This window comes from Paenibacillus sp. FSL H3-0286, assembly GCF_045040705.1.
Taxonomy (GTDB): domain Bacteria; phylum Bacillota; class Bacilli; order Paenibacillales; family Paenibacillaceae; genus Paenibacillus_AQ; species Paenibacillus_AQ odorifer.
Window position 1 is genome coordinate 1,091,634 of record NZ_CP150285.1, and the last position, 26,512, is coordinate 1,118,145.

The following is a 26,512-nucleotide window of genomic DNA, read 5'->3' on the forward strand; positions in this document are numbered from 1 at the left end:
AGAATATTGTTTCTGATACTTACTTCTGAGGTGCATATATGCGCTTGATGATTAAAGTCCTACATATAGCAATAGCTCTTACTCTCCTTCTGATAGGATATAGTTCAATTGTTGTATCAGCAGCGACCCCATATCCATCCCAAGAAATTACCAGTTGGCAGATGAGATGGGGCGATGGAACCGAAAACAGCGGCGTAGAGGTTCCACAGAATAATGACCAGCAGTATTGGATAAATGTGAATGCTACGAAGGAAATCCCACATCTGCCATCAGGCGTATCCACTTCTTGGACTCGTATTTCCATACCTAACTTTAGTTATATCTCCCCTTCAATCTACATTGATACTCTATATGCTCTTCATGTGAAGGTGTATGTGAACGACCGTTTGATCTTCGAGGAAGATCGTAATTATATTAAGGATAACTATTCTTTGTTGTTGCCTTTGAGTCAAAGCGATAGTGGGAAAACATTATACATTTGGACTGAAACGCTGCAGGATAGAATCGGAATTAAAAATGAAGTAGTGATCGGTGAACACAACCTGTTAATCAATGATTATATTAAAAATGGACTCAGCGATGTGATTTTGGGCTGTGCTTTTTTTCTTGTGGCTATCGTTCTATTTATAAGCTCTCTATACATTAATAGGGACTATTTTTCCAGTGTGGCTTCACTAGCCGTTGTAATAGGTTCAACCGGAATTCTTTCGATAACCTATTCTCCTTTTATTTATACCTTTTACAGCGATTTAGGCGCGATTAGTAATGTATTTCTTGATTTGGCTTTATTCTCACTTTTACCGGCGCTTACTCTTTTATTTGAAAAAATATTTGGCAGTGGAAAATATGCGATCGTTCGTCGTTTTCGTCAATTTCAAGTCATTTACTCCTCATTTTGTTTGCTATGTCTTTTGATCAATTTTCTATCGAATAATAGCTATATTGAGTTTTATTATTTTGTATCCACCACTATTATCGGGTTCATCCTCATCCTTCAGTTCATCTTGCTGATCGTATGTGTGATTATATTTTCGCTTAAAGGGAATAGGGACGCTATCATTTTTGCCATTGGCTTTGGAACGGCTGCATTTACTGTAGTGTCAGAGTTACTGTGGTATTACATTCATAAGGGGAACTATGATTTATTCTTGTGGAAGTGGGGCATTGTTGCCTTCATAATCTCCTTGATCGTAATTCTGGAGCGAAGACTAGCCTATAGCCATCAACAGGTTGTTAACTATTCTAAAGAATTAGAGCGTTTTAACAACGAATTGCAGCGTTCAGAAAAAATGGAAATTATTAGCGAGCTTGCTGCATCTGTTGCTCATGAAGTGCGGAATCCACTCCAGGTAACTAGGGGTTTCCTTCAGCTGCTTAGCGAGAAATCCGTTGGTGAAGAGGAAATATTTATGTCGATGGCCCTTAGTGAGCTGGATCGTGCTTCCGGGATCATTACGGATTTCTTAACCTTCGCAAAACCGGAATTTGAGACGATTTCCAGTCTGAATTTGTATAATGAATTTAAGCATATTGAGAGTATTATGCAGCCGCTTTGTCATTTAAATGGAGGAAAAATGATTCTCGATGTATCGGGCGAATTATGGGTGAAGGGGAATTCCTCGAAGTTTAAGCAAGCCTTCATCAACATTATCAAAAATAGCATTGAATCTTTCCGGGACGAAGGATTTATCTATATGTCGGTGTATGCGGAAGAGGAGAACGTAATTATTCATATCAAAGACAACGGGGAAGGGATGGACGCGGATGTCCTGCACCGATTGGGAGAGCCTTATTTCACTAAAAAGAATAAAGGGACAGGTCTAGGATTAATGGTCACTTTCCGCATCATCGAAGCTATGCAAGGTAAAGTGAAATTTACAAGCAAAAAAGGAGTGGGAACCGAATCCATCACCATACTGCCATTGGCAGAAGCTCCGGATGATTCTCACTCCTTAGGGGGTTAATCTTGTTGTCTTACCACGAACCGCGTGGTGCTGCGGTTGCCTTCAATACATCGGATGTAGGACTTGGTGGAATTACAAGATAGAATTCGTTGGAGCCTTCTTCAACGGCTTTCAAGGTAACGCTGTCGGGAATGATTACGCCTAATGCTTCTTGGAGAGCCGCTTTTGGGTCTGAGAGTAGTCTTTTCTTGAAACTTGGATCTTCCCATGCCTTTTGAATGACTTGATTTCTAAGAATTGCTTCTGACATAATAATCACCCTTCCCAAATTGTATATATTTACCTTTAATAATATAACATAGCAAAACTACTAATACTATTCTTTTTATTACAAAATAATAGAATTAATGGACATTTTTTGACAACCAATGATATAATCCTCCGTTTAGCAAGAGCTGCTTGTCCGCTTCGATGGAATCAGAGATCTGCTGTAAGTTACTTACTAGCATGGAATGGAACGCAATAAGATGAGGGGCATCAAGGTCGGAAACTGTAACTTTGTTATGTGTGTCGTGTGCTAATTGCGTATAGGTATGTAGACCATTTGCAGTGAATAGATAAAATTCGACCTCTTGCGTAGTGAGTTTAGCTGCACTGCTGTTTGGCAGATGTTTGCGAGTTAGGGAGAGAAGACAATTATAGTTGCCCGCGGATAAATCTTCTTTCCAGTCCTCATAGTCATCCAGCATTTGCAGTGTAAGCAAAACCGAATGGATAAGCTCTTCAGCTTGCGGCACTAAATCACTCTTTCCAGACATCAGAAGGGCAGCAGTGCTGGATAGCTTGAGCGGACTGGCTTTATAGGCAATTTTGACCCGATCATTAAGAAAATAGTCACTGGTATTTTCGTTGCTAACACTATCTGCCCACTCCATGATATAACGATTAAATAAGATCCAGAAAGCGGATGGCTCCGGAAATAGTATCCGGTAGATATTTAAAAATTCGACATAAAGCAAATTTGCCAAGGGTAATTTTTCGTATGCGGAGGATTCTTGGCTGTCCATCAGGTCATCCTGTATGAAGAAATACAACATAAAAAAGACGTTGCCCATCGACATCTGGCGAGTAACCTCTGTAGAGATTCCGCATCCCTTCTGCAGCCAAAAGGGTAAAAGATAACATATGTAGTTTTTGTGGCTTTCAGCGTTAAATACGTTAAAATGCTCAAGATAGGACATGCCTTGTTGATTTAGAGGTTCTGGAAATTCGGAAATAATCCGTCTGCTTTCTTGGAATACCAAGCGCAGTTCATCTTCGTAGTCATTTAGCCAATCCATAACAATCCTCCTATGAAATTTTTACGAAAATGGTTCTTTTGCCCTGATTATAGCTTTCTCTTTATTCCATTACAACTAAAATTTAGGAGGTATTAGCAAATATGGAATGGTATACTTTCGGCCAAATGCTTATGGCGATTCGAATGGGCCAAAAGGCGGAAACACCGGATGGCCGCATGGTTATGCGTACCTCCACGGGACTTTTTTGGATAAACGGAATCCTGCAGGGAAAAGTGGTAGAAATTAAAGACTATCTGTTCTCTGACCTATGGCGAATCTATGAGGATCAGGAAAGCCAGCAGGAGGGAATTGGCAGGGAACAACACGAGCAACGTGAGCGGGAGATGCTTGAGAATCAATATGAAGAGCTGCGCTGGGCGAACCGAAAACGTTAGTTCAACGTTCGATTACCCAACAGCAGCTATATAGTGAATATTAATAAGAGGGATTAGGAACTTACGGATGCGGAGAGCTCCGATTTTAATGCTTCATATTGACTACGCAGGCGTTGAAGTTTCGAGATACTTTGCTCCAAGCCGCCGAGCCGGTTGCGTTCCGTCCACAAGAGACGATATTGGTGAAGGAGTATATCAAGATCATTGATTTGCTTCGTAATCAGCGCAGGATCAAGCGAATCTGGTGCTGATGTCAACTGTAGCTTGATTCTGCCAAGCTGCACAGCATGCTTCACGAAATGGATGCCATTACTCAATTCTTTCAGCACAAGAGCAGCATCCTCGCATTGAAGATCTAGCCCCGATAGCCGCGCCTCAATGGAGAGCAGATATTCTTCGAGATGATTGAAGTGTTCCTCAGTAAGCTTCTCTATGATTAGGAAATTGTCCAGATGGGTACGCAGCAGCAGGGACATTTCTGCATCATTCGAACGGTTGATACTGGATTCAAGCTGATAGTAATTGCCGAGATCCAGGAGCAGCTGGCCAATTCCCTCAGAACGATCTGCAAAAATAAATCTATTTAAATACTGTGCAGTATCTGCTTCCAGATTATGATCTACACTCCAGGATAGGGCTGCGCCGTAGGCGAAGCCGGCATAGCTGACCGGCAGATGCTGCCAGTGTCCAAAATCTCCCCAATCGGTAATGAGATAACCGATAGCGCCGTTGTTTTTGCCATGAATAGCTGCACTGCGCAGATTGGCTAACATATTGTCCGTGCGTCCTGTAATGGAGTTCCATGAGCTGGTGCCTGGGCAGACATAAAAAGGAATACCTGCTTCACGGAATTTGAGCGTATCGGACTCGAAGGGATGCTCCGCGCTATAACCCCATTCCATAGCAATAATATCCTTAGGAAGCTGAGGAATCAGTTCGGGATGCTGGATAATGATATCGCCCCAGAATTGCATCGTTTTGCCACGTTTTGTAACCAATTCATAAATTTTTTGCAGGAATGATAAATAGAGTTGACCTTTGCCTTGTGTTTCAGCCAGAGCTTTGTTTTTACCAAGGCCGAGTTCATAGGTCTCATCGCAGCCTACATTAAACTGATTGGAGCTAAAGTAGGGCAGCAGATCGTCAAACATTTTGTCTAGCAGAGGTAGTACAGCAGGATCTTCGGTATCAAAAGTACCAGGGTGCATAAATAAGCCTTCTGGATAAACGTCCTGCGCATACAAATTCTTCGGAAGCATAAAGCCTTCGGGAATTTCAGCTAAAGCGTTGAATTCTGGACGAGAAAGCCAGCCCTCCATATGCCCAAAGCTATTCTGATTGGGAACAAGCTCTATATAACGTGCTTTGCAATAGGCATCCAGAAGCAGGATTTCCTCTCCGGTAATTGGGGTTTCAAGCTCCCAGACTTGAGGGAAGGATTCATAAGCGAACGGAGCACCTTCTATATATAGCTGAAGTTCATTCATCTTCAAATCAGCCATAAGGTCAATGATCCGGTACAAGGTTTCTTGCTTCGGGATTTTATTGCGGCTGATATCTATGAGCAGGCCTCTGGCTCCAAAATCAGGTTCATCGCGAATATGCAGCTGAGGTATAGATTTTCCACTTTGTTCTATGATTTGTTTCAGGGTTGCTGCTGCGTAGAAAGCGCCTACAGGAGAGCTATAGGAGACAACGATACCCTTCTGTTCGACAACAATCTCATAGGCCTGTGCAGACAATAATGGCACATAGTTAAAGTTACAGACAGATACAACGGTTGGACGTAAGCCAATGGATAAAGTCAGCTGCAGATTCAATGCTTGTGCAATTACTTCCTGTAGTTTTCGTGCAGCTGGCATGGCAGATTGTTCTTCCATATTAGGAAGCACGATGCTTCCGCTTGTTGGGAAATGGAAGGAGCCTTGTGACAATGTGATTTCACGCGGATTAGGGAAAAGCAGTAGTGTAGAATGATTAAGCATAGCGTGGACACCTCTTATTCATGTAGAATATGATCATCTTCACAATAACCTTATCACTACTAAACAAGGGGAGGAATGCCTATAATGTCCAAGCACATGGATTATATGATCAGTCCATATCCAATAAGAATTATTGATCCCAAGGTTGAATCCTCCAAGCTGAAGCTCAAGAATATAAGGGTGGGACAGGCAGGACATCTGCCAGGAAGAACGTTATTCCGTTCAGGTGTAGTTTTTGAGCACTGGGCCATTGTTTACATAGTGTCAGGTAGTGGCTCCTACATGGAGATTGGGGGAAAAGAGCAGCAGGTGCGTGAAGGCAGCTTATACTTTTTCCGCCCAGGTTACAGTTATAACTTTGGTCCACCACCGGGAGGCAGCTGGGATGAGTATTATATTAACTTTAATGGCACGCGTGTATCGGAATGGCTGGAATCGGGCCTCATAGCCGGGGGAAATGTTTTTCAAGCCCAATCTATAGTAGGTCTTACTACCTTATTTGAAGAAGTGCTGGAACGGATGGAGAGCGGAGAACCTGTAGATGCGGATCGGGCAGCATTATTGCTCGAAAGAATGCTGCTGGAGTGTTCTTTTATAATAGAAGAAAAAAGTTGGAATTCTCAGGCTGATTATATGCGTCAGATTCGGGAAGACCTGAACTTATGCATTTATGGTGAAATGGACCTAGAACAAATAGCGGCAAAACATCATGTTTCGATGTCTACGCTTCGTCGTCTTGTTCGGCGCAGCAGTGGATACCCGCTTCATGAATATATTCACCGTCTAAAAATGGCGGAAGCCAAAAAGTTGCTTTTCAACACATCATTACAAATTAAGGAAATTTCTAGTATGCTTCATTATAATGATCCGTTCTATTTTTCTCGTTTATTTAAAAAATATATGGGGATCGCACCCCAGCTTTGCCGGAATAACATTTAAATCGACATCATCCTACTAGAGTCCCAACAGCAATTGTTATAATTTGTATAATTGTTGTCGTTTTATAAGATATGTTGAAAATTATGGATTAATATTACATAAATACGTTAGTTCTTATTAACTATAGTGGATAAAATTCCAAATTTTAGTGATAAAACCTACTAAAAAAATAATAAATTTTTTGTAACTATTTTTCAAATGGAAGCGCAAACATGGGAAATGTCAACTTGTTATTGTGATTTTTCTCATGTATGATGCTTTTATCGAGCACAGTACAATCTTACATTTTCCAAAAAACTGGAGAATAGGGTGGTGGGATGAAAATCAAACCAACTGCAGAAGACAAACTGATTGCGTATTACAGGTATTTTTCATTGTCCCTCACATCACTCATGTATCTTCTAGATCAGACGGGACCTTCCATAATTTATAAATCACTTATTATTGCTATACTTGTTATGTTTGCACAAACGTTCTCATTTTGTTATCGAAGGCTACGCAGCAGGCCGAAGACTCTCGTCCTGGCTGTTAGTATAGAGATGGTGGGAATTATCGCATTGACCTTGTTTACGGGTGGGTACGAAAGCTCTTTTAGGCTTTATGTGCTAAATCCTGTATTGATTGCTGCAGGCTCATTGTCCATTTATTTTGGATGGTCGTTGCTCTTAAGCTACATCAGTATTTTTGCGGTGCTCTGTTATTTTTTTATCAATTCTGCGAACAGAAATTTTCTGGAAATTGTATTTATAAATGGGAATCTGTTTCTAACACTGGTACTTACGGTTATAATAATGCAGATCGTTAATCGGATGAAGCGGCAACGTGAAGAATCGAATGCTCGCACGAAAGAGACGATGGAGCATATCAAATCTCTGTACCATATCGTGGAAACCTCAAGCCAACATGATTTCATGAATATCGGTCAAGTGATCACCGATTATGTTGTTAAGCTAACGAAGCTGGATAAGGCTTTGTTTTGGTTCGCCAAGAAAAGCGGAGAACCAGCTCCGCAGAGCAGGCAGACCGGCTGGCAGCAGGAAGAGGAACAGTTCCTATTCTCAGAACTGGGAAAACATGAGCATGAATGGAGATTGCAGCGAGAGCCTATTTTTAGAAATCTGCCGGGATTAGGAGATTTCCTGCTGATGCCTGTACGGATGAGCACCCGTTTTGTAGGGATGATTGGACTCAAGCTGGAGTCTACAGAGGGGCTGGAAGGCCGCAGATGGTATATTCAACAATTGATATTCTTATCTGAGCTAAGTGCGAATATTCTTGAAAGACATGAGCTTGGTGTGATCGAGAACCGGTTGATCATCACGAACGAACAGAACCGGATTGCGGATGAAATGCACGATAGTGTATCGCAGAGCCTTTTTGGTATTGTGTATGCGACGCATTCGCTGAAGGAATCGTGGAAGAGAATGTCAGATCATGAGCTAGAAGAACAAATTGAGCTTATTCATGATTCTGCTACAAAGGTTGCTAAAGAACTGCGGATCACGATCTACAGTCTTAGCTCCAAGAAGAGTGGCGGTCCTACTTGGTTGGGCATGGTAAGATCACATTTGAAGAGCTTATCCAGGTTAAATGATGTTGATATTGATTTAAAAATAACGGGCGATGATTTCAGTCTCCCTTATCCTTACCACAAAGCGCTTTTTCGGATTATCTCCGAAGCCACTGGTAATGCCATCAGGCATGGTGCTGCCAGTCGAGTGGATGTAGAACTGTCTCTGAAGCCGACTTGGATTCGATTATTGATTTGTGATAATGGTGTTGGTTTTGATACTGATTTGTTATGGATTGAATCTGAAGATAGTGTAAGCGGACTTGGCATGAAGAATATGCAATATTTGACCCAGTCGCTCGGCGGCGACTTTCAGTTGTCCAGTAATGAGAGCACAGGAACAAGAATTATGATTTCGATTCCTGTCGGTGTAGCTGAATTAAAGAATGCATAAACTTTAGGCGGGAGGTCGTTTCTGTGAAAATCGTCATTGTAGATGATCATCCTTTAGTTAGAAGAGGACTGGCATCTGTCATTTCAATGCAGCCGAATGTGCAGTTTGCAGGTGAGGCAACGAATGGCCAAGAAGCGCTTCTTGTGATTGAGGAGACGCAGCCTGATCTTGTATTGATTGATCTTAAGCTAGCAGATGAATCGGGATTGGATGTCATTAAGACAGCACGTGCTCGTGGTATCGTTAGTAAGTTCATTCTGTTGACGTCATCTGCGAGCAGAGAGGATTTCCTGAAGGCTGAAGAAGTACTGGTAGATGGATATGTACTGAAAGAGGCGTTGCCTGAGGAGTTACTGTTTGCTATCCAATTGGTGCATAAGGGAAGAAAGTATTACGATCCTGGTCTGATGGAAGATAAAATGCGCATGAGTGGAAGCAGCCCAACGGATGAATTGACACCCAAAGAAAAGGAAGTCCTGATCGAGCTGGGGCAGGGCGCATGCAACAGAGAAATTGCTTCACGTCTTTTCATTAGCGAATTTACGGTGAAAAAGCATGTCAGTCAGATTTTAGCAAAATTACAGGTGGCTGATCGTACACAGGCAGCGCTTTATGCAAATGCTGTCGGATTAACCAAATATGAAATGTCATACGAGTGAAAATTGAAATAATTCGTAAGCATTGTACATGAACACGGACAGGTTGTCCGTGTTTTTTTTGTGCGTTAAAACTTAAATTAGCCCTATATATGGCACTAAAGTATACCTAATCCCCCTCTTAAGAGGTATAACGTCTTACTCCAAAGTGAAGAGGAAAGTGATGGTATGAGCCATGTGGCGAATGGTGTGGATTGATAGAATTAAAGCAACAACTGAAACTTTCATGAATGCTTTCAGAATGTAATTTTAGCGGAAGGAGGGTTACTGTGGAAAAGACGATTCTGGATTACATTAACCTGATAAAAAAAAGGTTTTGGCTCATCATGGTGTTCGTTTTGATCTCCTGTGCTACGACTTACTATGTTAGCAAAAACTTCGTTGAACCCGTCTATTCCGCTTCCGGACAGCTGCTTGTCAACAACATTGCCAAAGCTCCCGAGAGCAACAATCTTAACGATTTGAGCTTTAGCCTGAATTTAATTGAGAGTTACAAGGAAATTATGAAATCACCAACCATCATGAAAAGCGTAATAGAAAATCACCCGGAGTTTGGTCTCACGGCCGATGAACTAAGTCAGAAGCTTGAGATTAAAACTTCAGAGAAGAGTCAGGTGATCAACCTCAATGTTCAGGATGAAAGCTACACCAAAGCTGCCGGGATCGTAAATGCGGTATCGCAGACATTCATTCGTGAATTGCCGTCGCTGATGAGGGTAGACAATGTTACCTTGCTGACACCGGCCGATCCGACTGATGTTCCAGGGCCCTCGAACGGCGGGTTTGCGATGAATCTCATCATTAGCTTTGTTGTATCCCTTATGGCTGCCTTAGGAATTATTTTGCTGATGGAAACACTTAACGGCACATTAAGGTCTGAAAAGGAAGCGGAATATGACCTTGGTCTACCGGTAATTGCTTCGATCGCAACCATTCGCAAACGTGATTTGGGTAAGGCGGCAGGCGACACCAGAGTGAAGGAGGGTGCTTATGTTGCGGCTAAATAAGAGTCTGGTTACAGACGTTAATCCATCCTCGCATATCTCCGAATCGTTCCGATCACTGCGCACATATATACGTCAGCTTGAACTAGCGCAGGGCGGCGGAGGAAAAGTGCTGCTCTTTACATCAGCAGAAGCTGGGGCAGGCAAGACGACAATCTTGTCGAATCTCGCGGTTTCTTTCGTCCAGGACGGCAAGAAGGTAGCGGTGGTTGACTGCAATCTGAGACATCCCGGTCTTCATACCGTGTTTGAAGTAGAGGGGAGTGACGGGCTTGCGGCTTATTTAAGTGGGCAAGAGGAAGCAGATAACATCGCAGTCCTCGGAAACTTAGCCAATCTTTCAGTCATCCCGGCAGGAAAAACTCATGTTAGTCCGCCGGATTTGCTGGGGAACCCCAAAATGACCGCTTTGCTTGAGGAACTAAAAGAAAACTACGATCTGATCCTGCTGGATTCTCCTTCGGCAGTCGATTTCAGTGATGCTCGTATATTGGCACCTCAAGCGGACGGCGTGATTCTGGTGGCCAGATACGGAAAGTCCAAACGGGAATCGATTCGCAAAGCGAAGACGCTGCTTGAACAGACCGGCTCTAATCTAATCGGAATTGCCATGAACCAGGCGAAGTAAATGTTTATGCTTTCGAAGTAAGTTTTGCTCGAAGTCAAATCATTGAAGCTAATGCTCACAAAACTTAAGTTTATGCTTTCGAAGTGAGTTTTGTACGAAGTCAAATCATTGAAGCTAATGCTCACAAAACTTTTAGGAGGTAAAGTGCGATGAAAAAGGTAAAAAAAGTAATCATACCCGCGGCAGGACTAGGTACGCGCTTTCTTCCTGCAACGAAAGCCATGCCTAAAGAAATGCTTCCGATTATCAATAAACCAACCATTCAATACATTGTTGAGGAGGCTATTGCTTCCGGTATTGAAGATATCATCATTGTTACTGGTAAAGGTAAAAGAGCCATTGAGGATCATTTTGACAATGCGTTTGAGCTCGAGTCTAGGCTTCTGGAAGATGGAAAGCTGGATCTGCTTAAAGAGGTTCAACGTTCAGCTAAGGTAGAAATTCACTATATCCGCCAGAAAGAACCGAAGGGTCTGGGGCATGCCGTATGGTGTGCAAGACGGTTTATCGGAGATGAGCCATTTGGTGTCATGTTAGGCGATGATATCGTCACAGGAGCCGTACCTTGCCTTAAGCAGCTGATCGATCAATATGAAGAAACACAAAACTCGGTTATCGGAGTTCAAGAGATTCCTGATGAATTCACGAATCGTTACGGTATTATTGAACCGGATTTGCAGGACGGTAAATTGTATCGGGTTAACAATTTTGTAGAGAAGCCGCCACTAGGTACGGCACCTTCCAATCTTGCGATCATGGGCCGGTATGTGTTTACGCCGAAGATCTTTAAGTATCTCGATTTGATGGAAGAAGGCGCTGGCGGAGAGATCCAATTGACAGATGCCATTCAGAAGCTGAATCAGAGCGAACGGGTATATGCCTATAATTTTGACGGAACAAGATATGATGTCGGCGAGCGGCTTGGATATATTTTGACAACACTTGAATTTGCACTGCAAAGCGAAGATTTGCGCTATCCGGTGATGGATGCAATGGCGGAATGGCTGAATAAAATGGGACAAACCAGCTTGAGTAGTTAAGTTGAGTTCGCAAAATTTTAGATGAGGAGGATGAGCATGCAAAAACTGCCGGAAGACTACGAGGCGGTCCTGCCGAAACTTTACATGCTGCATACCGATGAGAGAAGGAAAGAAGCAGAGTCCTATTTGATAATGAAACGGATGATCGATATCTTTTTTTCCGCTCTTGGTCTTCTCGTGTTAATGCCATTATTTGTTGTCGTGGCGATTCTGATCAAGCTGGAGGATCCGAAAGGAAAGGTGTTCTTTCGGCAAAACCGGGTTGGGAAGAATGAAAAGCAATTCCCGATGTATAAGTTCAGATCCATGGTCAGTAACGCTGAGGAGTTAAAAGAAAACCTGATGGCCTATAACGAAGTGAGCGGTGCCATGTTCAAGATTAAGAACGATCCGCGGATCACACAAATAGGGAGATTCCTGCGCAAGACGAGCATCGATGAGCTACCTCAGCTGTGGAATGTGCTGATAGGTCAAATGAGTCTGGTCGGTCCTCGTCCTCCGCTGCCAGAAGAGGTGGCTCAGTATACGGATTATGACAAACAGCGTTTGACGGTTACTCCAGGTTGTACCGGATATTGGCAAGTAAATGCCCGAAACAGTGTCGGCTTCGACGAAATGGTACAGCTGGACTTAACCTACATCCATATTCGGAGCACCATGCTGGATCTAAAAATCATTGCTAAAACCGGACTGATGTTACTCGGTTCAAAAGATGCTTATTAATAATGTGGAAATTAGGTGAATGCCGATGCGTGAATACGGAGACGTTCCTAAGCTTTCCATTATCATCTGTACCTACAACAGAGCACCTTTATTGATCAAGACGCTTCAGTCACTTTTAAAGCTGGATCACTTAGAGCAGGCGGAGATCATTGTTGTGGATAATTGTTCCAAGGATGATACTGAAGCTTGCGTCAAAAAGTTTATAGGAAAGCATGGAGCTGATGTGGATATCCGCTACATGATGGAGCCGATGCAGGGGCTTTCAGCGGCTAGAAATACAGGAATTCTGGCTTCCAAATCGCCGCTGATTGCCTTTCTGGATGATGATGCGATACCTTGCCAGCGTTGGATAACAATGATTGTCAGTACTTTCGAGAGTAAACCGGAGGTCATGGCTATGGGAGGCAAAATCGCTCCGATATTTGAAAGTAAACGTCCGGACTGGTTGATTAAACCCTTTGAGCTTCCGTACACGATTGTTGATTTAGGTAGCCGGATTAAGGAATATCCCAAGCAACTTCATCCTTGTGGGGCCAATATGGCGATGCGGAAGCTCGTATTCGACATCAGTCTTTTTCCCCTAGATCTCGGAAGAAAGGGTGATTCTCTGCTCTCCGGTGAAGAGACCTGGTTATTCGGACAGATTCAAAAAGAAGGGCATTCCATCCTCTACCATCCGGAAATGGCGGTTGACCATTTCGTGCCGGCGGCCCGTTTGACGGAAGACTGGATTATGAGGCGCTATTATAGCCAAGGTATCTCTAACGCTATGAAAAGCGAAGGACTAAAAGGCAAGCTGCTTCTAGTGGGAAAGACAGCCGCTAAGCTCGTGTATATCCTGGCTGATTCTATCCTCTCAAGAAGTAAAGGAAGAAGGCTTTTGAACAAATGCAGGCTGGAGAGTATTCGTGGAACGCTTCATATGATTCTCAATCGGGAGAGGCATTCCGCAGCGGGGTGAGGGATTAACATGACAAATTTTGAGTGGGGCTCCAAATTAAATGTTTTGCCATACGGGATGCTCTATCTCATGTCGGCCCTGTTCTTTGGAACGGCGGTCATCTACCAGCCGATGATTGCGATAGCTGCCGTGCTTCTGATTATTTTGCTGGGAATCTCGATTTCACGGCCTGAACTGATCAGTTATTTCGTTCTAATCACGACGGCAATATCGATTAACTTTTTATATGATGGCAGCATGTTCGGAATGGAGATACTGTCCCTTTATAAATTGGTTATCGTGATGCTGCTTGTTCCTTGTATTCTGGTCAATGGCTTGCGGTTTCGTCTGAGTCACCCCTTGTGGGCAATGGTAGCGCTGCTGGTGATTACCTTTGGGTCTTCGATCTGGCTGCCGGAAATGACCTCATCCATTGCAGTTAAAGCTTTTATCGGTCTATCCATTCCATTCGTATTTTTATTAATCAACTGGAAAAAGAATGTAGCCGAGCTGCAAATCAAAATTATCTGTATGCTTCCCCTTGTTAGTGTAGTGGTTGGTTTGTTGCTGCAGCTTGCGCATGTTCATAATTTTCTCAACATCGAGTATACAGGCGCTGTACGGATTCAGGGGGCTAATATTCCTGCGCATTTAGCGATGCTGGCCTTTATGGGAGTAGCGATTCCATTTATAGAGGTGAAGCGGAATCCGCAGCAAGCACGCTTTTTCTATATCATGTTAGTTCTAAATTTCTTTATCTTGATTGGAACAGGAACAAGAGGGCCTATATTGGCACTTGGACTTACCGTTCTCTATTACTTCTATGATATTCTCCGCCAATATTTGAAGGGCAGAACCTATCTGCTAATTCCGTTGATGGGTGCATTTTTCCTGATTATGGTCGCCGTTTTCTGGCAGCTCGATAATTTTGAGAAACGTTCCTTTGAGAGACAGACAGATACGGCTGTTGATTTATCAGGAAGGTCAGAGGCATGGGAGTATTTCTTAAACAAGGCTGCGGACTCTCCTTGGTCTGGTAGAGGGCTTGGAGCAGTGACGGTAGCAAATGATGGAACATTGTATAAGGGTTTTGTAGTTCCGCACAACGAGTATATCCGCTTTTACTTCGATGGGGGATATATTGGCGCTATTCTGTTGATGTTCTCTTTATTGGCTGTATTTATTCTGGTGTACAGAGCATTGGCTCCGCCGATCAAACCTTATTATCTGTTATTTATTGCAGCGTTTTTAATCTACTCATTCTCCGATAACACGCTGTCGACGGTCCAATTTATTATTCCGTTCTGTTGGTACCTGAACTGCCTGTATCGATCTTCACAGCCAACCGATTCCCCACAAAAAGAAGTGATACGATGAGTCAAGTGAATATGTTCGATGTCAATTTTGATAACTATGATTTCATGGATTTGCTTGATTACATTGATAAAACCATTCAGGAGAGGAATCAGTCTTATATCCTCACTTGCAATGTAGATCATGTGATCAAGCTTCGTAAGGATAAAGAATTTCAAACGGTATATTCGAAGGCAGGCGCAGTTGTTGCTGACGGAATGCCACTGATCTGGGCATCCAAAATGCTAGGCAAGCCGCTTAAGCAGAAGGTATCCGGCGCGGATCTATTTAATCGATTGGGCAACGCCTTTGAGCAAAGGAAGTACCGGCTGTTCTTCTTAGGCTCAGCTGAAGGCGTGGCGGAACGGGCAGCGATGAATTTGAAAACAGCACATCCCGGAATAAATGTGGTTGGCTGTTATTCTCCATCCTATGGATTCGAGCACAATGAGGAGGAGAATGAACGCATTATAGAAATGCTGACAGAGTGCCAGCCAGATATCGTGTTTGTTGGTGTAGGAGCACCTAAGCAGGAAAAGTGGATTTACCGCCACTATACCTCTTATCAAGCTCCGATATCGATCGGAGTGGGAGCGACCTTTGATTTTCTGTCAGGCTCAGTGAAACGAGCGCCTAGCTTCATGCAAAAAACAGGGTTCGAATGGTTCTGGCGGCTTAGCCAGGAGCCGGGCCGGCTCTGGAAAAGATATCTTGTGGACGATGCACAATTTCTACTTTTATTACTTAAGGAACTGCGTAAGCGGGATAAGGTGAAGGAAGGAGGCTTGGAATGAGTGTATTTACGCCCCCATCACTTAGGTTCATCAAGACAGTTGGATTAATAGGGGGGACTGCTGCTGTAGGTGTCTCTCTTCCGCTGATCATCGGCTTCTCCAGTGCGATGCTGAGTTCATCGAACAGTCTGCAGGGAGCCATTCTCTCAGCCATCCTATTCCCAGCTTTCTTGTTAGCCATACTTAGACCGAAAATGCTGGTTGCTTATACCTTGCTAATCTGGGCCGTAGCTCCAGAGCTGCGCCGCATTGCTGACTGGTCAGAAGGAGTGTATCACTCTGTATCCTTGCTGAGCTTAGCTCCCTTGTTAACCGGTGTAACCTTGATCATTCCGCTGCTGAAGGAGATTCATAATATTCAAAAAGCCTCCACGCGGATCATGTTAATGTTCGCAGTTGCGCTGGGTTATGGTGCTTTAATCGGTTTGGCTAAGAATGGCATGGGCTCAGTTTATGACTTAGCGAATTATATTGTGCCACTGCTGTTATTGCCGTACTTTGCCGTCACGAAGTTCAAGCCGAAGGATATCGATCGACTGCTTACCGCTTTTGCCAATATTGCAGTCCTAGTTGCCATTTACGGGATTGTTCAGTATTTGACGGTGCCACCTTGGGATGTGTTCTGGATGAAACATGCGGATATGATGTCCATCGGAAATCCATATCCATTGGAAATCCGAGTATTCTCTACGCTGAATTCGCCCGGACCGGCTGCAACCTTCTTAGCGTTTGCTTTAGTTCCGATGATACTGGAGAAAAAATGGCGGGGAACATTGCGCTGGATCGGCGTTCTGCTAGTTGTAATCTGCCTGCTGACTACTTTGGTACGTGCGGCATGGCTGATACTCCTGGTGATGCTGCTCATGTATATTGGAACCTCTCCTTCTAAGGGAAAGTGGAAAACCTTGATCCAATTAGTTTTTGTGGCTGCTGCGTTGTTCTGGGTTGTGCCGAAATTGCCTGGTGCCGAAGGACTGGTTGCTCGGGTAGAGACACTTTCTTCTGTTCAGGAAGATCACTCTTATAATGAACGGCTAAGCTTATGGCAAAACATGCTGCCGATGGTTGCCGCCAATCCAGTAGGTCAGGGAATTGGTAGTGTAGGCCAAGGGACTAAGCTTGGTAATGACGGCGAGCTTGGAGAGTACGGAATTATGGATAACGGAGTTATCGCTTTACTGCTTACCTTTGGTGTTCTGGGTGCTGTTTTCTTCTTCGGAGCTTTAGGCGCAGTTGTCAAACAGATATTCGCTAGAGTAATCAGCAGGGACCAATTGCAGCCCTACGCCCGACTTGCGTTAGCTACTTGGACCGGTGCGATTGTCAGTCTAGTTTCAGATAATGGGTTTCCCGGACTCAAGGGATACTTAATCTGGATGCTGATCGGTCTTGGCCTCAGCGCAAGGGAGATTACTCAAAGTAGAAGGAAGGGAACACCGTATGCAGCAGTTGAATGCAAAATCTCTCCCCGCTAGAACGATCTGGTCATCTTTTAGATTGTTCGCCAAGAGCAAGGACAACAGCTCGGCAGCCGTAAAAACTATGTTTGTCAGTGTCATGATCCTATTGATTAACATGTTAACTGGTGTACTGACCGCACGTTATCTTGGACCGACAGGTCGTGGGGAACAGACGGCAATGATTAACTGGTCACAGTTTCTGGCGTTTAGCATGAGCTTTGGCATTCCTTCAGCTCTCATCTATAACGCTAAGAAAAATCCGGAGGATGCCGGAGTGCTTTATCGTATGGCATTGCTGCTCGGTACCATTTTTGGGGTCATAGCGATGATTATAGGTATCGTGGTCTTGCCTTATTGGCTGAAATCCTTCAGTCCGGAGGTCGTGACCTTTGCTCAGTGGTCTATGATTCTGTGTCCGATTATAGTGATCTCTCAAATTAACAATGCAGCTTTTCAATTCAGAGGTGAATACAAGAGGTTTAATTGGATTCGCTATCTAGTGCCGTTGCTTACACTGACGATGATCGGGATATTGATCGCGCTGGATCAGATGAATCCATTTACAACTGCAGTTGCCTATCTTCTTCCGGGAGCGCCGCTGTTTATCGGAATGACGATTTCCTTGCTTCGTACCTATAAGGTGAAGATGAGAGGGGCCTATCAGAATTTAAAAAGATTGTTTACTTACGGACTTGGTTCCTACGGCAATGACTTGCTTGGCAATTTCTCTACCTATATCGATCAGATCGTTATTGCCGGTTTGTTAAGACCTGCTGATTTGGGGCTGTATGTAGTGGCTGTGAGTCTATCACGAATGGTTAATTTTTTCTCAAGCTCAATTACGATCGTGTTGTTTCCTAAGGCTTCTGAGCTGTCCAAAGAACAGGCAGTTGAGTTAACATTCAAAGCCTTCCGAATAAGTACGACCTTCACCATGCTTGGCGGGGTATTCCTGATGCTCTTAGCCCCTTTAGTAATTCCGTTGATGTACGGCAAAGACTTCAATGCGGCATTAACCGTGTTTCGCTTATTGCTCCTTGAAGTGACCATTAGCGGAGGGACGATCATTCTGGCGCAGGCCTTTATGGCGTTAGGCAAGCCAAAAGTGGTTTCGATGCTTCAAGGTTTCGGCTTACTTTTGGTTATCCCAATGTTGTTCCTGCTCATCCCTAAATTTGGCTTACTCGGAGCAGGGATAGCGATGTTGTCATCAGCAATCCTGCGATTTTTCTTCATTGTTCTCAATATAAAGTACACCTTAAAAGTTAAACTTCCGCGGTTGCTCATTACCCGGGAGGACATTCAGTGGATGAAGACGACGATGAATTCTTACATTCGCAAGAAACCTATGGATATGAATGGATAATGCGAAAGATAAAGGAGGAAACCTTCATGGATTCAGTAAAAAGCGTGGTAGGCGGCCAAGGCAATTATCCAATATCGGCTGTCATCATCGCTCAGGATGACGAAGTTCGAATATCTAAGGCCATACAATCCTGCAGGTTATTCGCCGACGAGGTGGTTGTGATTGACGGAGGCAGCAAAGACGGGACAGTACAGCTTTCTGAAAGCTTGAATTGTCGTGTATACGTCAACCCTTGGCCCGGATATGCGAAACAGAGGGAGTTCGGAGTAGAACGCGCGGTTCATGATTGGGTCTTCCTTATTGATACTGACGAAGTGGTCAGCGACGAGTTGGCCGCGAGTATTCTTGAACTGAAACCGGGGCTTATGGATCAATCGGTTGCCTATTCTATCTACCGGATTGGCGATTTTATGGGCAGATGGCTGGATCGTGGCGAATATCTAGTGCGCCTTTACAACCGCAAAGCGTATGGAATTCGAAATAGCTTGGTGCACGAGATGCCCGAGGTCTCTGAAGAGCGAACCATACGTTTGACAGGAACCCTCTGGCATTATGGTTACCGCAGTATTAACGATCATGTGGCACGTTTCAATAAGTACACTGACTTGGAAGCTGAAAGTGCGTATGCCAAGGGCAAACGATTTCGGGTCAGTCATCTGCTGTTAAGACCACCAGCCCGTTTCCTGCAAAAGTATTTCTTACACGGGTTGTTCAAGAAGGGAATGTCAGGTTTCGGAGTATCCGTATTCTGGGTCATGTATGAATTCATGGTCGGCTTCAAGCATTACGAATTAATTAGATCGGGAAAGCTGACTCAGCACAATGCGAAGACGAGTCAGACCGAGAAGGAGAATAAAGGAGAGAGAAGCTATGCCGTACAGTGACGGATTGAACATTATGACGACAGGCCTTAGCTGGCCGTCGCTACAGCCGGGTGGGCTTAACACGTATTTCAAATCCGTTTGCGAGCAACTCTCCTCACGTAATCGGGTGCATGCGCTGATTTGCAGTCAAGAGACGCCTGCTACCCCTGAGGAATTGATTATTCACAATGCCGGAGATCCAAAAGATGGAATCTGGAAACGTAAGGATGCTTTCCAGCGTAAGGCGGCCGATCTGATGGGAGAGGGCAGTGGCCGTATAGATATTTTATACACTCACTTTGCTCCTTATGGTATTGGTCCAGCCCTGGAAGCAAAGAAACGTGGGATTCCTGTAGTGATGACTTTTCATGGCCCATGGAATGAAGAAATGAAAATCGAAGGCCAAGGCATTAAGCACCGGGTCAAAACAACCATCGCCAAATCCATTGAACATAGAGCCTATAAGCTTGCGGATAAGTTCATCGTGCTTAGTGAGACGTTCCGCGATATTCTCCATAAGCTGCACGGAGTGCCACTACACAAAATTATTGTGATTCCAGGCGCAGCTAATGTGGAACGTTTTATTCCCGCTACGAATCGATTGGCGATTCGCCGGACCTTGAATTTACCTGAGGGAGCAACAACCGTGCTGACTGTCCGGCGTTTGGTCAATCGGATGGGACTACTCCAGCTGCTTGAAGCCTGGAAGCAAGTTGCGGAGCGATTCCCGAATGCAATTCTGCTGATTGGTGGTAAAGGGCCGTTGCGGGGGGAACTGGAAGAAAAAATCGCCGACTATGGCTTAAGCAACAAGGTAAGACTGCTAGGCTACATTCCTGATCATGAACTGGCCTCTTATTATCAGGCAGCGGACATGTTCGTGGTTCCCTCACAGGCATTGGAGGGCTTTGGTTTGATTACCGTTGAAGCCTTATCTTCAGGATTGCCAGTGATGGCTACACCGATTGGCGGCAATAAGGAAATTTTGCAAGGCTTCCGGCCGGAGCTGCTATTTAAGAGTTCAAGTAGCGACCACATGGCTGAAGGCATGATCCATATGCTTAGCAATCGAAAACTGCTTCCGAGCCGGGATGAATGTAGGGAGCATGTACTGGAGAGATATACCTGGGAGCATGTTACGGATCAAGTAGAATCCGTGTTCCTACAAGCTTTAGGAGAGGAGGTGACCACGTAATGCTTAGAGTGGCTTATATAGATCACACTGCTAAATGGAGTGGTGGAGAAGTTGCCCTGTTTAACATCCTTACCCATATTGGAGAACAGATCGATCCCCTGGTAATCCTGGCTGAGGATGGTGCCCTGGCTGAACGGCTACGTGAAAAAGGAATGGATGTCCGTATTATTCCGCTGGATGAGAGCATCAGAAGTCGTGGTAGAAATGCAGTCAACTTGGGAGCACCTGCTGCAGCCTTCAAGCTGTTGGCTTATGGCCGCAAGCTTGCGCCGCTTTTAAAAGCGGAGAAGGTAGATTGCGTGCACACCAATTCCCTGAAATCTGCATTATACGGAGCCATCGCTGCAAAAATAGCGGGCGTTCCATTGATCTGGCACATCCGGGATCATATTGGAGCTCCTTATTTAAAGCCAATCGTTGCCAAAGGAATTCGTTTGCTGTCGCGTCTGCTCCCCAATGGAGTCATCGCAAATTCACATTCTACGCTGAATGCTTTGGAGCTGCCGCGTTCGAAAAAAACGCTGGTCGTATACTCCGCTTTCGCTAAAGCGATTGGTAATGGGATCGGTATGCGGGACCAGAAGGATTTTAACGTACTGCTAGTTGGTCGATTGGCGCATTGGAAAGGTCAGCATATTGTGCTGGAAGCCGCAAAAAGCTTTAAGAACGAACCTCGTGTGAAATTCTGGCTGGCCGGAGACGCTCTGTTTGGAGAAGAGGCTTATAAGCAGGAATTGCTGCAAAAGATAAAAAACGACGAGCTTACTAATGTAAGCATGCTAGGGCATGTGGATGATATTCAAGGCCTTATGAATACTGCTGATTTACTGATTCACACTTCGGTAACTCCTGAGCCTTTTGGCCAAGTTATCGTTGAAGGAATGGCAGCGGGATTGCCGGTGATCGCCTCCAATGAAGGCGGGCCGGTAGAAATTGTAGTTCAAGGTGAGACAGGGCTACTGATAGAGCCTGGTGACGCGGCGATACTGGCAGACTCCATTAAATGGATGCTGGATCACCCAGAGGAAAGACGGCGGATGGCGGACAATGGGATGAAACGAGTGAAAGAGCATTTTGTTATCGAGAATACGGTCAAGGACATCGTTGACTACTATAAAGGTTTGTTGGCGGGCACCTGACAGATGATGATATGACGCGGTAATTCTGAAGATGATGCTCCATAAAACTTTGAGGATGATTCACATGAAAATTGCGATAGCGCACGATTACTTAATCCAAATGGGCGGCGCGGAAAGAGTGGTGGAAGTCTTTCATCACATGTATCCCGAGGCTCCAATCTACACAACGGTTTTTAACGGAAGCCGCCTTACTGACAATCTCAAAGATGCGGATATCCGTGCCTCCTGGCTGCAAAAGATTCCGGGGGTAAAGACCAATTTTAAAGGGGTGCTGCCACTTTATCCAATGGCCATCCGTGATTTGGACTTTCGCGGTTTCGATATCGTCCTGAGTTCCAGCAGTGCTTTTATGAAAAGTATTCAAGTTCCTAAACATACGTTTCATCTTTGTTACTGCCATACGCCTATGCGCTTCGCATGGGATTATGACACCTACATGGAACGTCAGTCGAATTCCGGGCTGTTCAAAAAAATGCTTAAGGTATACATGCAGCAGCTCAAAACGTGGGACCAACGGACTTCCAAAAATGTGAATCAGTTCGTAGCCAATTCTTCAGTAGTGAAGACGAGAATTCAGAATTATTATCACCGGGATGCAGATGTCATATTTCCACCGATTAATACAGCCCGGTTTACAAGCTCTTCTACCATTGGTGACTACTATTTAATTGTCTCCCGGCTTGTTTCCTACAAGCGGATTGATCTGGCAGTAGAGGCTTTCAATCGTAACGGTCTTAAGCTTTATATCGTAGGGGATGGACCGGATCGCAAGCGTCTCGAAGGCATGGCTAAGGATAATGTATCGTTTCTGGGCCGGCTAGAAGATGAACAAGTAACTGGAATGATGGCACAGTGTAGAGCATTTATTTTTCCAGGAGAAGAGGACTTTGGAATTACACCGCTGGAAGCGAACGCTGCAGGAAGACCGGTAATTGCTTATCAAGCAGGTGGGGCACTAGATACTATTATTCCTTATGTAAATGGTGTGTTCTTTCAGCATCAAGAAGTGGAGGATCTACTTAAGGCTATTTATGAAGTAGAGTCCTACGCTTGGGATATCGATCAAATTATGGAGCATGCACGTAAATTCGATGAGCAGGCGTTTATGGTTAAGTTCAAGCAGTATGTTGAGCAGGCGTACGTCAATTTTCTAAAAGGAGGATGATTATATGAAGCTGACAGTAATCGGTACTGGGTATGTGGGTCTTGTATCTGGCGTGTGCTTTGCACTGGGCGGACATCATGTCATCTGTGTGGATAAGGACGAGGAAAAGATTAAGAAGCTGAAACAGATGGAATCGCCCATCTATGAGCCGGGAATCGAGGAACTGATTGAACTGAATCTTCGTGAGGAACGGTTATCTTTTTCTGCAGATCTTCAAGCGTCGGTGCGCCGTTCAGATATTATCATTCTTGCTGTAGGTACGCCATCATTGCCTAACGGTGAAGCAGACTTAACCTACATTGAGGGTGCAGCCGCTGAAATCGCCAAAGCGATGGAAGGGCACAAAATTATAATGACTAAATCTACAGTTCCAGTAGGAACAAATGAAAAAATCTCTCAAATGATCTCTAAGTATACCCAACATTCTTTTGATATCGTGTCTGCACCTGAGTTTTTACGTGAAGGGTCAGCGATTCGCGATACGCTCCATCCTGATAGAATTATCATTGGCCTTGATAATCCAGAGCTGGAACCAACAATGCGCGAGCTTCATAAGGGTTTCACAGAAAATGTATTTGTAACAGATATACGCAGTGCTGAAATGATCAAATATGCTTCGAATGCATTTTTGGCCACGAAGATCTCCTTTATTAATGAGATCGCCAATATTTGTGAAAAAGTGGGAGCTGATGTAACCGAGGTAGCACAAGGAATGGGTATGGACCAAAGAATCGGGTCATCCTTCCTGCAGGCTGGTATCGGTTATGGAGGCTCCTGTTTCCCGAAAGACACTAATGCGCTCATTCAAATTGCGGGCAACGTCGATTACGAATTCAAATTATTGAAATCTGTAGTCGAAGTGAACAAGGGACAACGGTTTATGATCATCTCCAAGCTGCATGAATCACTTGGCAGCCTGCGCGGTTCGACAATTGGGATATGGGGGCTTGCTTTTAAGCCTAACACTGATGATGTCCGCGAAGCTCCAGCCAGAGAGATTGTTGAGGCACTGGTGGCTGAAGGGGCAACAGTCAAGCTATATGATCCAATCGCAGCTACAAATTTCAGGCAGCAATACGATCATCCGCAGCTTCGCTGGTGCAATCTGCCAGAGGAGGCGGCTGAGGGCAGCGATGCCGTATGCCTCTTGACCGATTGGAGCCTACTGAAGGACATTGATCTGCATCAGCTGTCGAAAAGCATGCGCAATGGGGTGCTGATCGATGGACGCAACGTGTATTCCAAGGAGCAAATCGAGGGTACCGGCCTCGTTTATCATTCTGTCGGCCGCCCGCAGATGGGTGGATTGAGCGGTTATTCTGCTAGTGTGGCTGGAGCAGTTTAATGATTTGTGTTAAGTGTCAGTCGCAACTGCGGTGAATGTTTGGACTTCCAGCCGCTGTTGTCTGCAGATTTCCTGATTTTAACCGCTGATAGCGGTAGAAATCCGCAGACAAAGGCGGACGCTATCGCTCTTACAGTTCCAAAATTCCCCTCCGCCACTTCGTTCCCTTATTTTAAGGTTCTAAGCAATTTATAAAGTTAGGTACTCTGATTATATACCGCAGTAGCAGTAGCATTTGTAGTTGTAGTTGTCATTGTCTCTGTCTCTGTGGTGGCAATTAGTCTTGCTCTTGTAGTTGCAGTTGTTCTTGCAGTTGCAGCTGCCTCCCCCGGAGCAGAAGCAAATCTTTAGAAAAACGTGCTTGCTTCCGGCTGGTACAGTCCGGTACGCACGGATCAAGTATTAAGAAGAAGTTGGTTAGGTGAAGAACGGAAAGGGAATTTGGAACTGTAGAAACGGAGTGTTCGCCCGAAAGATTTCCGTAGGAAAGCTAGCTTCGAAAGCATATGCTATCCTCGGATTTCTACCGCGAGAAGCGGTTCAATCAGGAAATCTGAGGATAACAGCGATCGGAAGTCCAAAATCCCTTGGAGTGGTTTCTACCTAACAAATTTTTTTAGTGCATCCGCTCGAAATAAGGCTAAGTGGAAGCTGACGTTTTGATAACAATTCAAATATGCTCGATTTCCATAATTCAAGGAGGGTTCATTCTATGAAAATGGTACTTCTATCAGGCGGTTCAGGTAAACGGTTATGGCCGTTGTCCAACGACTCACGTTCAAAGCAATTTCTAAAGGTACTTGAAAGCCCTCAAGGTGAACCAGAATCCATGGTACAACGTGTCTGGAGACAGCTGGAGGAAGCAGGGATGGCAGAATCATCTTATCTGGCCACCGGCCGCGGCCAAGTAGAAATGATACAAAGCCAACTGGGAAGTCATGTGCCGATTATCGTTGAACCGGAGCGTCGGGATACTTTTCCGGCTATCGCCTTAACAGCTACCTATCTTTATTCAGTGGCAGGTGTTTCTCCAGCGGAGACGGTAGCAATATTGCCTGTTGACCCTTATGTAGAAGCATCCTTTTTCGATACCATAGCTATGCTTGAGGAGACCATGCTGGAAAGTGGAGCAAATCTGGCTCTAATGGGTGTTGTTCCTGAACATGCCTCAGAGAAATACGGATATATTATTCCTACCACCGAAGAGGCGGGGGAAAATGGTTTTATGAAGGTGAGTCACTTTCAAGAGAAACCAGACCGCATACAAGCAGAACAGCTCATCGAACAAAATGCCTTGTGGAATTGCGGAGTGTTTGCCTTCCGCTTAGGGTACTTGTTAGATATTTTGCAGCGTAAAGGGTTGCCTTTAGGATATGAAGAATTGCAGAAGCAGTATAAGCTATTGTCTTCCATCAGCTTTGATTATGAAGTGGTGGAGAAAGAAGAACATATTGTGGTGCAGCCGTATGATGGATTCTGGAAGGATCTTGGAACGTGGAATACGCTGACAGAGGAAATGAGCAGCAAGCATGTAGGAAAAGGTTTTGTGACGGCGGATTCTGAGGGGACTTGCTTGATTAATGAGCTGGACATTCCGATAACGGTAATTGGTGCGAAGGATCTGATCATTGCGGCTAGCCCGGATGGGATTCTAGTTACCCATAAAGCTGAGAGCCCACGGATTAAAGAAGTGCTGAAGACCTTTGAACAAAGACCGATGTACGAGGAACGCCGTTGGGGTCATTACAAAGTTATTGATTATGTGAAATATGATGAAGGCAATGAAGTGCTGACCAAACGGATTTTTATATCCGAGGGGAATAATATCAGCTATCAATTACATCGCAAGCGTAGTGAAATTTGGACAATCGTCAGCGGCGAAGCTAGTATTGTGCTGAATGAGAAAAAACATAATGTGAAGGCTGGGGACGTGGTACGTATACCGGAAGGAACGAAGCACGCGATCCTTGCTTTGACGGATGTTGAGTTTATAGAGGTACAGACGGGGTCTGAATTAGTAGAAGAAGATAACATACGTATTACTTTAGACTGGAATGATATAGAACTACAACAATTCATTTCATAGGTCTAACCTATCTATTTAACCAATTCAAATTTTCTTGAAACAGGTAAATTGACTCAATTATCAAAAAAAGTCATAAAAACACTAAATATATCATTAATTGTCGTCGATACTTACGGTAAGAGAGATTATTTCTCTTAAATTGAAAAGGCAAACCTATCGAAAGGTAGGGACGCAAAGCTATAGGGCCTTCGAAAGAGTGGCAGCCTGGCTACCGAAAGGGAGATTATT

At 44.4% G+C, this 26,512-nt stretch carries 23 protein-coding genes and 1 riboswitch; of the genes, 20 read left to right on the top strand and 3 right to left on the bottom strand.

From position 1 onward, the window contains the following. Window positions 1-47: 47 nt before the first annotated feature. The gene (locus tag MHB37_RS04690) at window positions 48-1,964 is read left to right on the top strand and encodes a sensor histidine kinase (protein WP_256721819.1); all 1,917 of its coding nucleotides are present in this window, start codon (window positions 48-50) and stop codon (window positions 1,962-1,964) included. A gap of 10 nt (window positions 1,965-1,974) precedes the next feature. Here the strand turns inward: MHB37_RS04690 and MHB37_RS04695 are convergent, their stop codons facing one another. Continuing rightward, window positions 1,975-2,214 carry an NHLP leader peptide family RiPP precursor gene (locus MHB37_RS04695; protein ID WP_170914256.1) on the bottom strand — a complete coding sequence of 80 codons (240 nt, stop codon included), beginning with the start codon at window positions 2,212-2,214 and terminating at the stop codon, window positions 1,975-1,977. A gap of 94 nt (window positions 2,215-2,308) precedes the next feature. After that, the gene (locus tag MHB37_RS04700; RefSeq protein ID WP_248547920.1) at window positions 2,309-3,244 is read right to left on the bottom strand and encodes a hypothetical protein; all 936 of its coding nucleotides are present in this window, start codon (window positions 3,242-3,244) and stop codon (window positions 2,309-2,311) included. Window positions 3,245-3,345: 101 nt separating this feature from the next. Here MHB37_RS04700 and MHB37_RS04705 point away from each other — a divergent pair, with 101 nt between their 5' ends. Then, the gene (locus tag MHB37_RS04705; protein WP_076129272.1) at window positions 3,346-3,639 is read left to right on the top strand and encodes a hypothetical protein; all 294 of its coding nucleotides are present in this window, start codon (window positions 3,346-3,348) and stop codon (window positions 3,637-3,639) included. Window positions 3,640-3,692: 53 nt separating this feature from the next. On the opposite strand, the gene MHB37_RS04710 is transcribed toward MHB37_RS04705, so the two are convergent. Beyond that, window positions 3,693-5,624 carry a glycoside hydrolase family 20 zincin-like fold domain-containing protein gene (locus tag MHB37_RS04710; RefSeq protein WP_076194184.1) on the bottom strand — a complete coding sequence of 644 codons (1,932 nt, stop codon included), beginning with the start codon at window positions 5,622-5,624 and terminating at the stop codon, window positions 3,693-3,695. A gap of 84 nt (window positions 5,625-5,708) precedes the next feature. Here MHB37_RS04710 and MHB37_RS04715 point away from each other — a divergent pair, with 84 nt between their 5' ends. The 18 genes from MHB37_RS04715 to MHB37_RS04800 all read left to right on the top strand — a co-directional run bounded on the left by MHB37_RS04715 (window position 5,709) and on the right by MHB37_RS04800 (window position 26,284). Next, window positions 5,709-6,563 carry an AraC family transcriptional regulator gene (locus MHB37_RS04715; protein ID WP_038568894.1) on the top strand — a complete coding sequence of 285 codons (855 nt, stop codon included), beginning with the start codon at window positions 5,709-5,711 and terminating at the stop codon, window positions 6,561-6,563. A 317-nt stretch (window positions 6,564-6,880) separates the two neighbouring features. Then, window positions 6,881-8,527, top strand: coding sequence for a sensor histidine kinase (locus tag MHB37_RS04720; protein WP_076137153.1), 1,647 nt, complete (start codon window positions 6,881-6,883; stop codon window positions 8,525-8,527). A gap of 23 nt (window positions 8,528-8,550) precedes the next feature. Next, window positions 8,551-9,186, top strand: a complete 636-nt coding sequence (locus tag MHB37_RS04725; RefSeq protein WP_036676623.1) for a response regulator transcription factor — start codon at window positions 8,551-8,553, stop codon at window positions 9,184-9,186. 266 nt (window positions 9,187-9,452) lie between these two features. Next, complete coding sequence (locus MHB37_RS04730; RefSeq protein ID WP_076129269.1) at window positions 9,453-10,190, top strand: YveK family protein; 738 nt, start codon at window positions 9,453-9,455, stop codon at window positions 10,188-10,190. Next, window positions 10,174-10,815, top strand: a complete 642-nt coding sequence (locus MHB37_RS04735) for a CpsD/CapB family tyrosine-protein kinase (RefSeq protein ID WP_076129268.1) — start codon at window positions 10,174-10,176, stop codon at window positions 10,813-10,815. The genes MHB37_RS04730 and MHB37_RS04735 overlap by 17 nt, the downstream gene beginning before the upstream one ends. Window positions 10,816-10,964: 149 nt before the next feature. Further along, on the top strand, window positions 10,965-11,855 hold the full coding sequence (galU, locus tag MHB37_RS04740; protein WP_042185171.1) for a UTP--glucose-1-phosphate uridylyltransferase GalU: 891 nt from the start codon (window positions 10,965-10,967) through the stop codon (window positions 11,853-11,855). A gap of 30 nt (window positions 11,856-11,885) precedes the next feature. After that, window positions 11,886-12,578: a sugar transferase gene (locus MHB37_RS04745; RefSeq protein ID WP_076129267.1), complete on the top strand. Its 693-nt coding sequence runs from the start codon at window positions 11,886-11,888 to the stop codon at window positions 12,576-12,578. A 25-nt stretch (window positions 12,579-12,603) separates the two neighbouring features. Beyond that, a complete protein-coding gene (locus MHB37_RS04750; protein ID WP_076179880.1) occupies window positions 12,604-13,539 on the top strand; it encodes a glycosyltransferase in 936 nt (311 codons plus the stop codon). Between the two features lie 9 nt (window positions 13,540-13,548). Next, on the top strand, window positions 13,549-14,895 hold the full coding sequence (locus MHB37_RS04755; protein WP_036676609.1) for an O-antigen ligase: 1,347 nt from the start codon (window positions 13,549-13,551) through the stop codon (window positions 14,893-14,895). Further along, a complete protein-coding gene (locus MHB37_RS04760; RefSeq protein WP_036676606.1) occupies window positions 14,892-15,665 on the top strand; it encodes a WecB/TagA/CpsF family glycosyltransferase in 774 nt (257 codons plus the stop codon). The genes MHB37_RS04755 and MHB37_RS04760 overlap by 4 nt, the downstream gene beginning before the upstream one ends. Further along, a complete protein-coding gene (locus MHB37_RS04765) occupies window positions 15,662-17,140 on the top strand; it encodes an O-antigen ligase family protein (RefSeq protein ID WP_076129265.1) in 1,479 nt (492 codons plus the stop codon). Before MHB37_RS04760 ends, MHB37_RS04765 begins: the two co-directional genes overlap by 4 nt. After that, window positions 17,106-18,491, top strand: coding sequence for an oligosaccharide flippase family protein (locus MHB37_RS04770; protein WP_076129264.1), 1,386 nt, complete (start codon window positions 17,106-17,108; stop codon window positions 18,489-18,491). The genes MHB37_RS04765 and MHB37_RS04770 overlap by 35 nt, the downstream gene beginning before the upstream one ends. Before the next feature lie 26 nt (window positions 18,492-18,517). After that, window positions 18,518-19,375, top strand: a complete 858-nt coding sequence (locus MHB37_RS04775; RefSeq protein WP_038568901.1) for a glycosyltransferase family 2 protein — start codon at window positions 18,518-18,520, stop codon at window positions 19,373-19,375. Then, on the top strand, window positions 19,362-20,549 hold the full coding sequence (locus tag MHB37_RS04780) for a glycosyltransferase family 4 protein (RefSeq protein WP_036676596.1): 1,188 nt from the start codon (window positions 19,362-19,364) through the stop codon (window positions 20,547-20,549). The genes MHB37_RS04775 and MHB37_RS04780 overlap by 14 nt, the downstream gene beginning before the upstream one ends. Beyond that, on the top strand, window positions 20,549-21,688 hold the full coding sequence (locus MHB37_RS04785) for a glycosyltransferase family 4 protein (RefSeq protein ID WP_036676593.1): 1,140 nt from the start codon (window positions 20,549-20,551) through the stop codon (window positions 21,686-21,688). The genes MHB37_RS04780 and MHB37_RS04785 overlap by 1 nt, the downstream gene beginning before the upstream one ends. Before the next feature lie 64 nt (window positions 21,689-21,752). After that, window positions 21,753-22,853 (top strand): glycosyltransferase, encoded by a 1,101-nt coding sequence (locus MHB37_RS04790; protein ID WP_036676592.1) that lies wholly within the window; start codon window positions 21,753-21,755, stop codon window positions 22,851-22,853. Between the two features lie 4 nt (window positions 22,854-22,857). After that, window positions 22,858-24,198 carry a UDP-glucose/GDP-mannose dehydrogenase family protein gene (locus MHB37_RS04795; RefSeq protein WP_076194190.1) on the top strand — a complete coding sequence of 447 codons (1,341 nt, stop codon included), beginning with the start codon at window positions 22,858-22,860 and terminating at the stop codon, window positions 24,196-24,198. A gap of 712 nt (window positions 24,199-24,910) precedes the next feature. Continuing rightward, window positions 24,911-26,284 carry a sugar phosphate nucleotidyltransferase gene (locus tag MHB37_RS04800; RefSeq protein WP_076194192.1) on the top strand — a complete coding sequence of 458 codons (1,374 nt, stop codon included), beginning with the start codon at window positions 24,911-24,913 and terminating at the stop codon, window positions 26,282-26,284. A gap of 136 nt (window positions 26,285-26,420) precedes the next feature. Continuing rightward, window positions 26,421-26,500, top strand: a riboswitch (cyclic di-GMP riboswitch). Window positions 26,501-26,512: the final 12 nt, after the last annotated feature.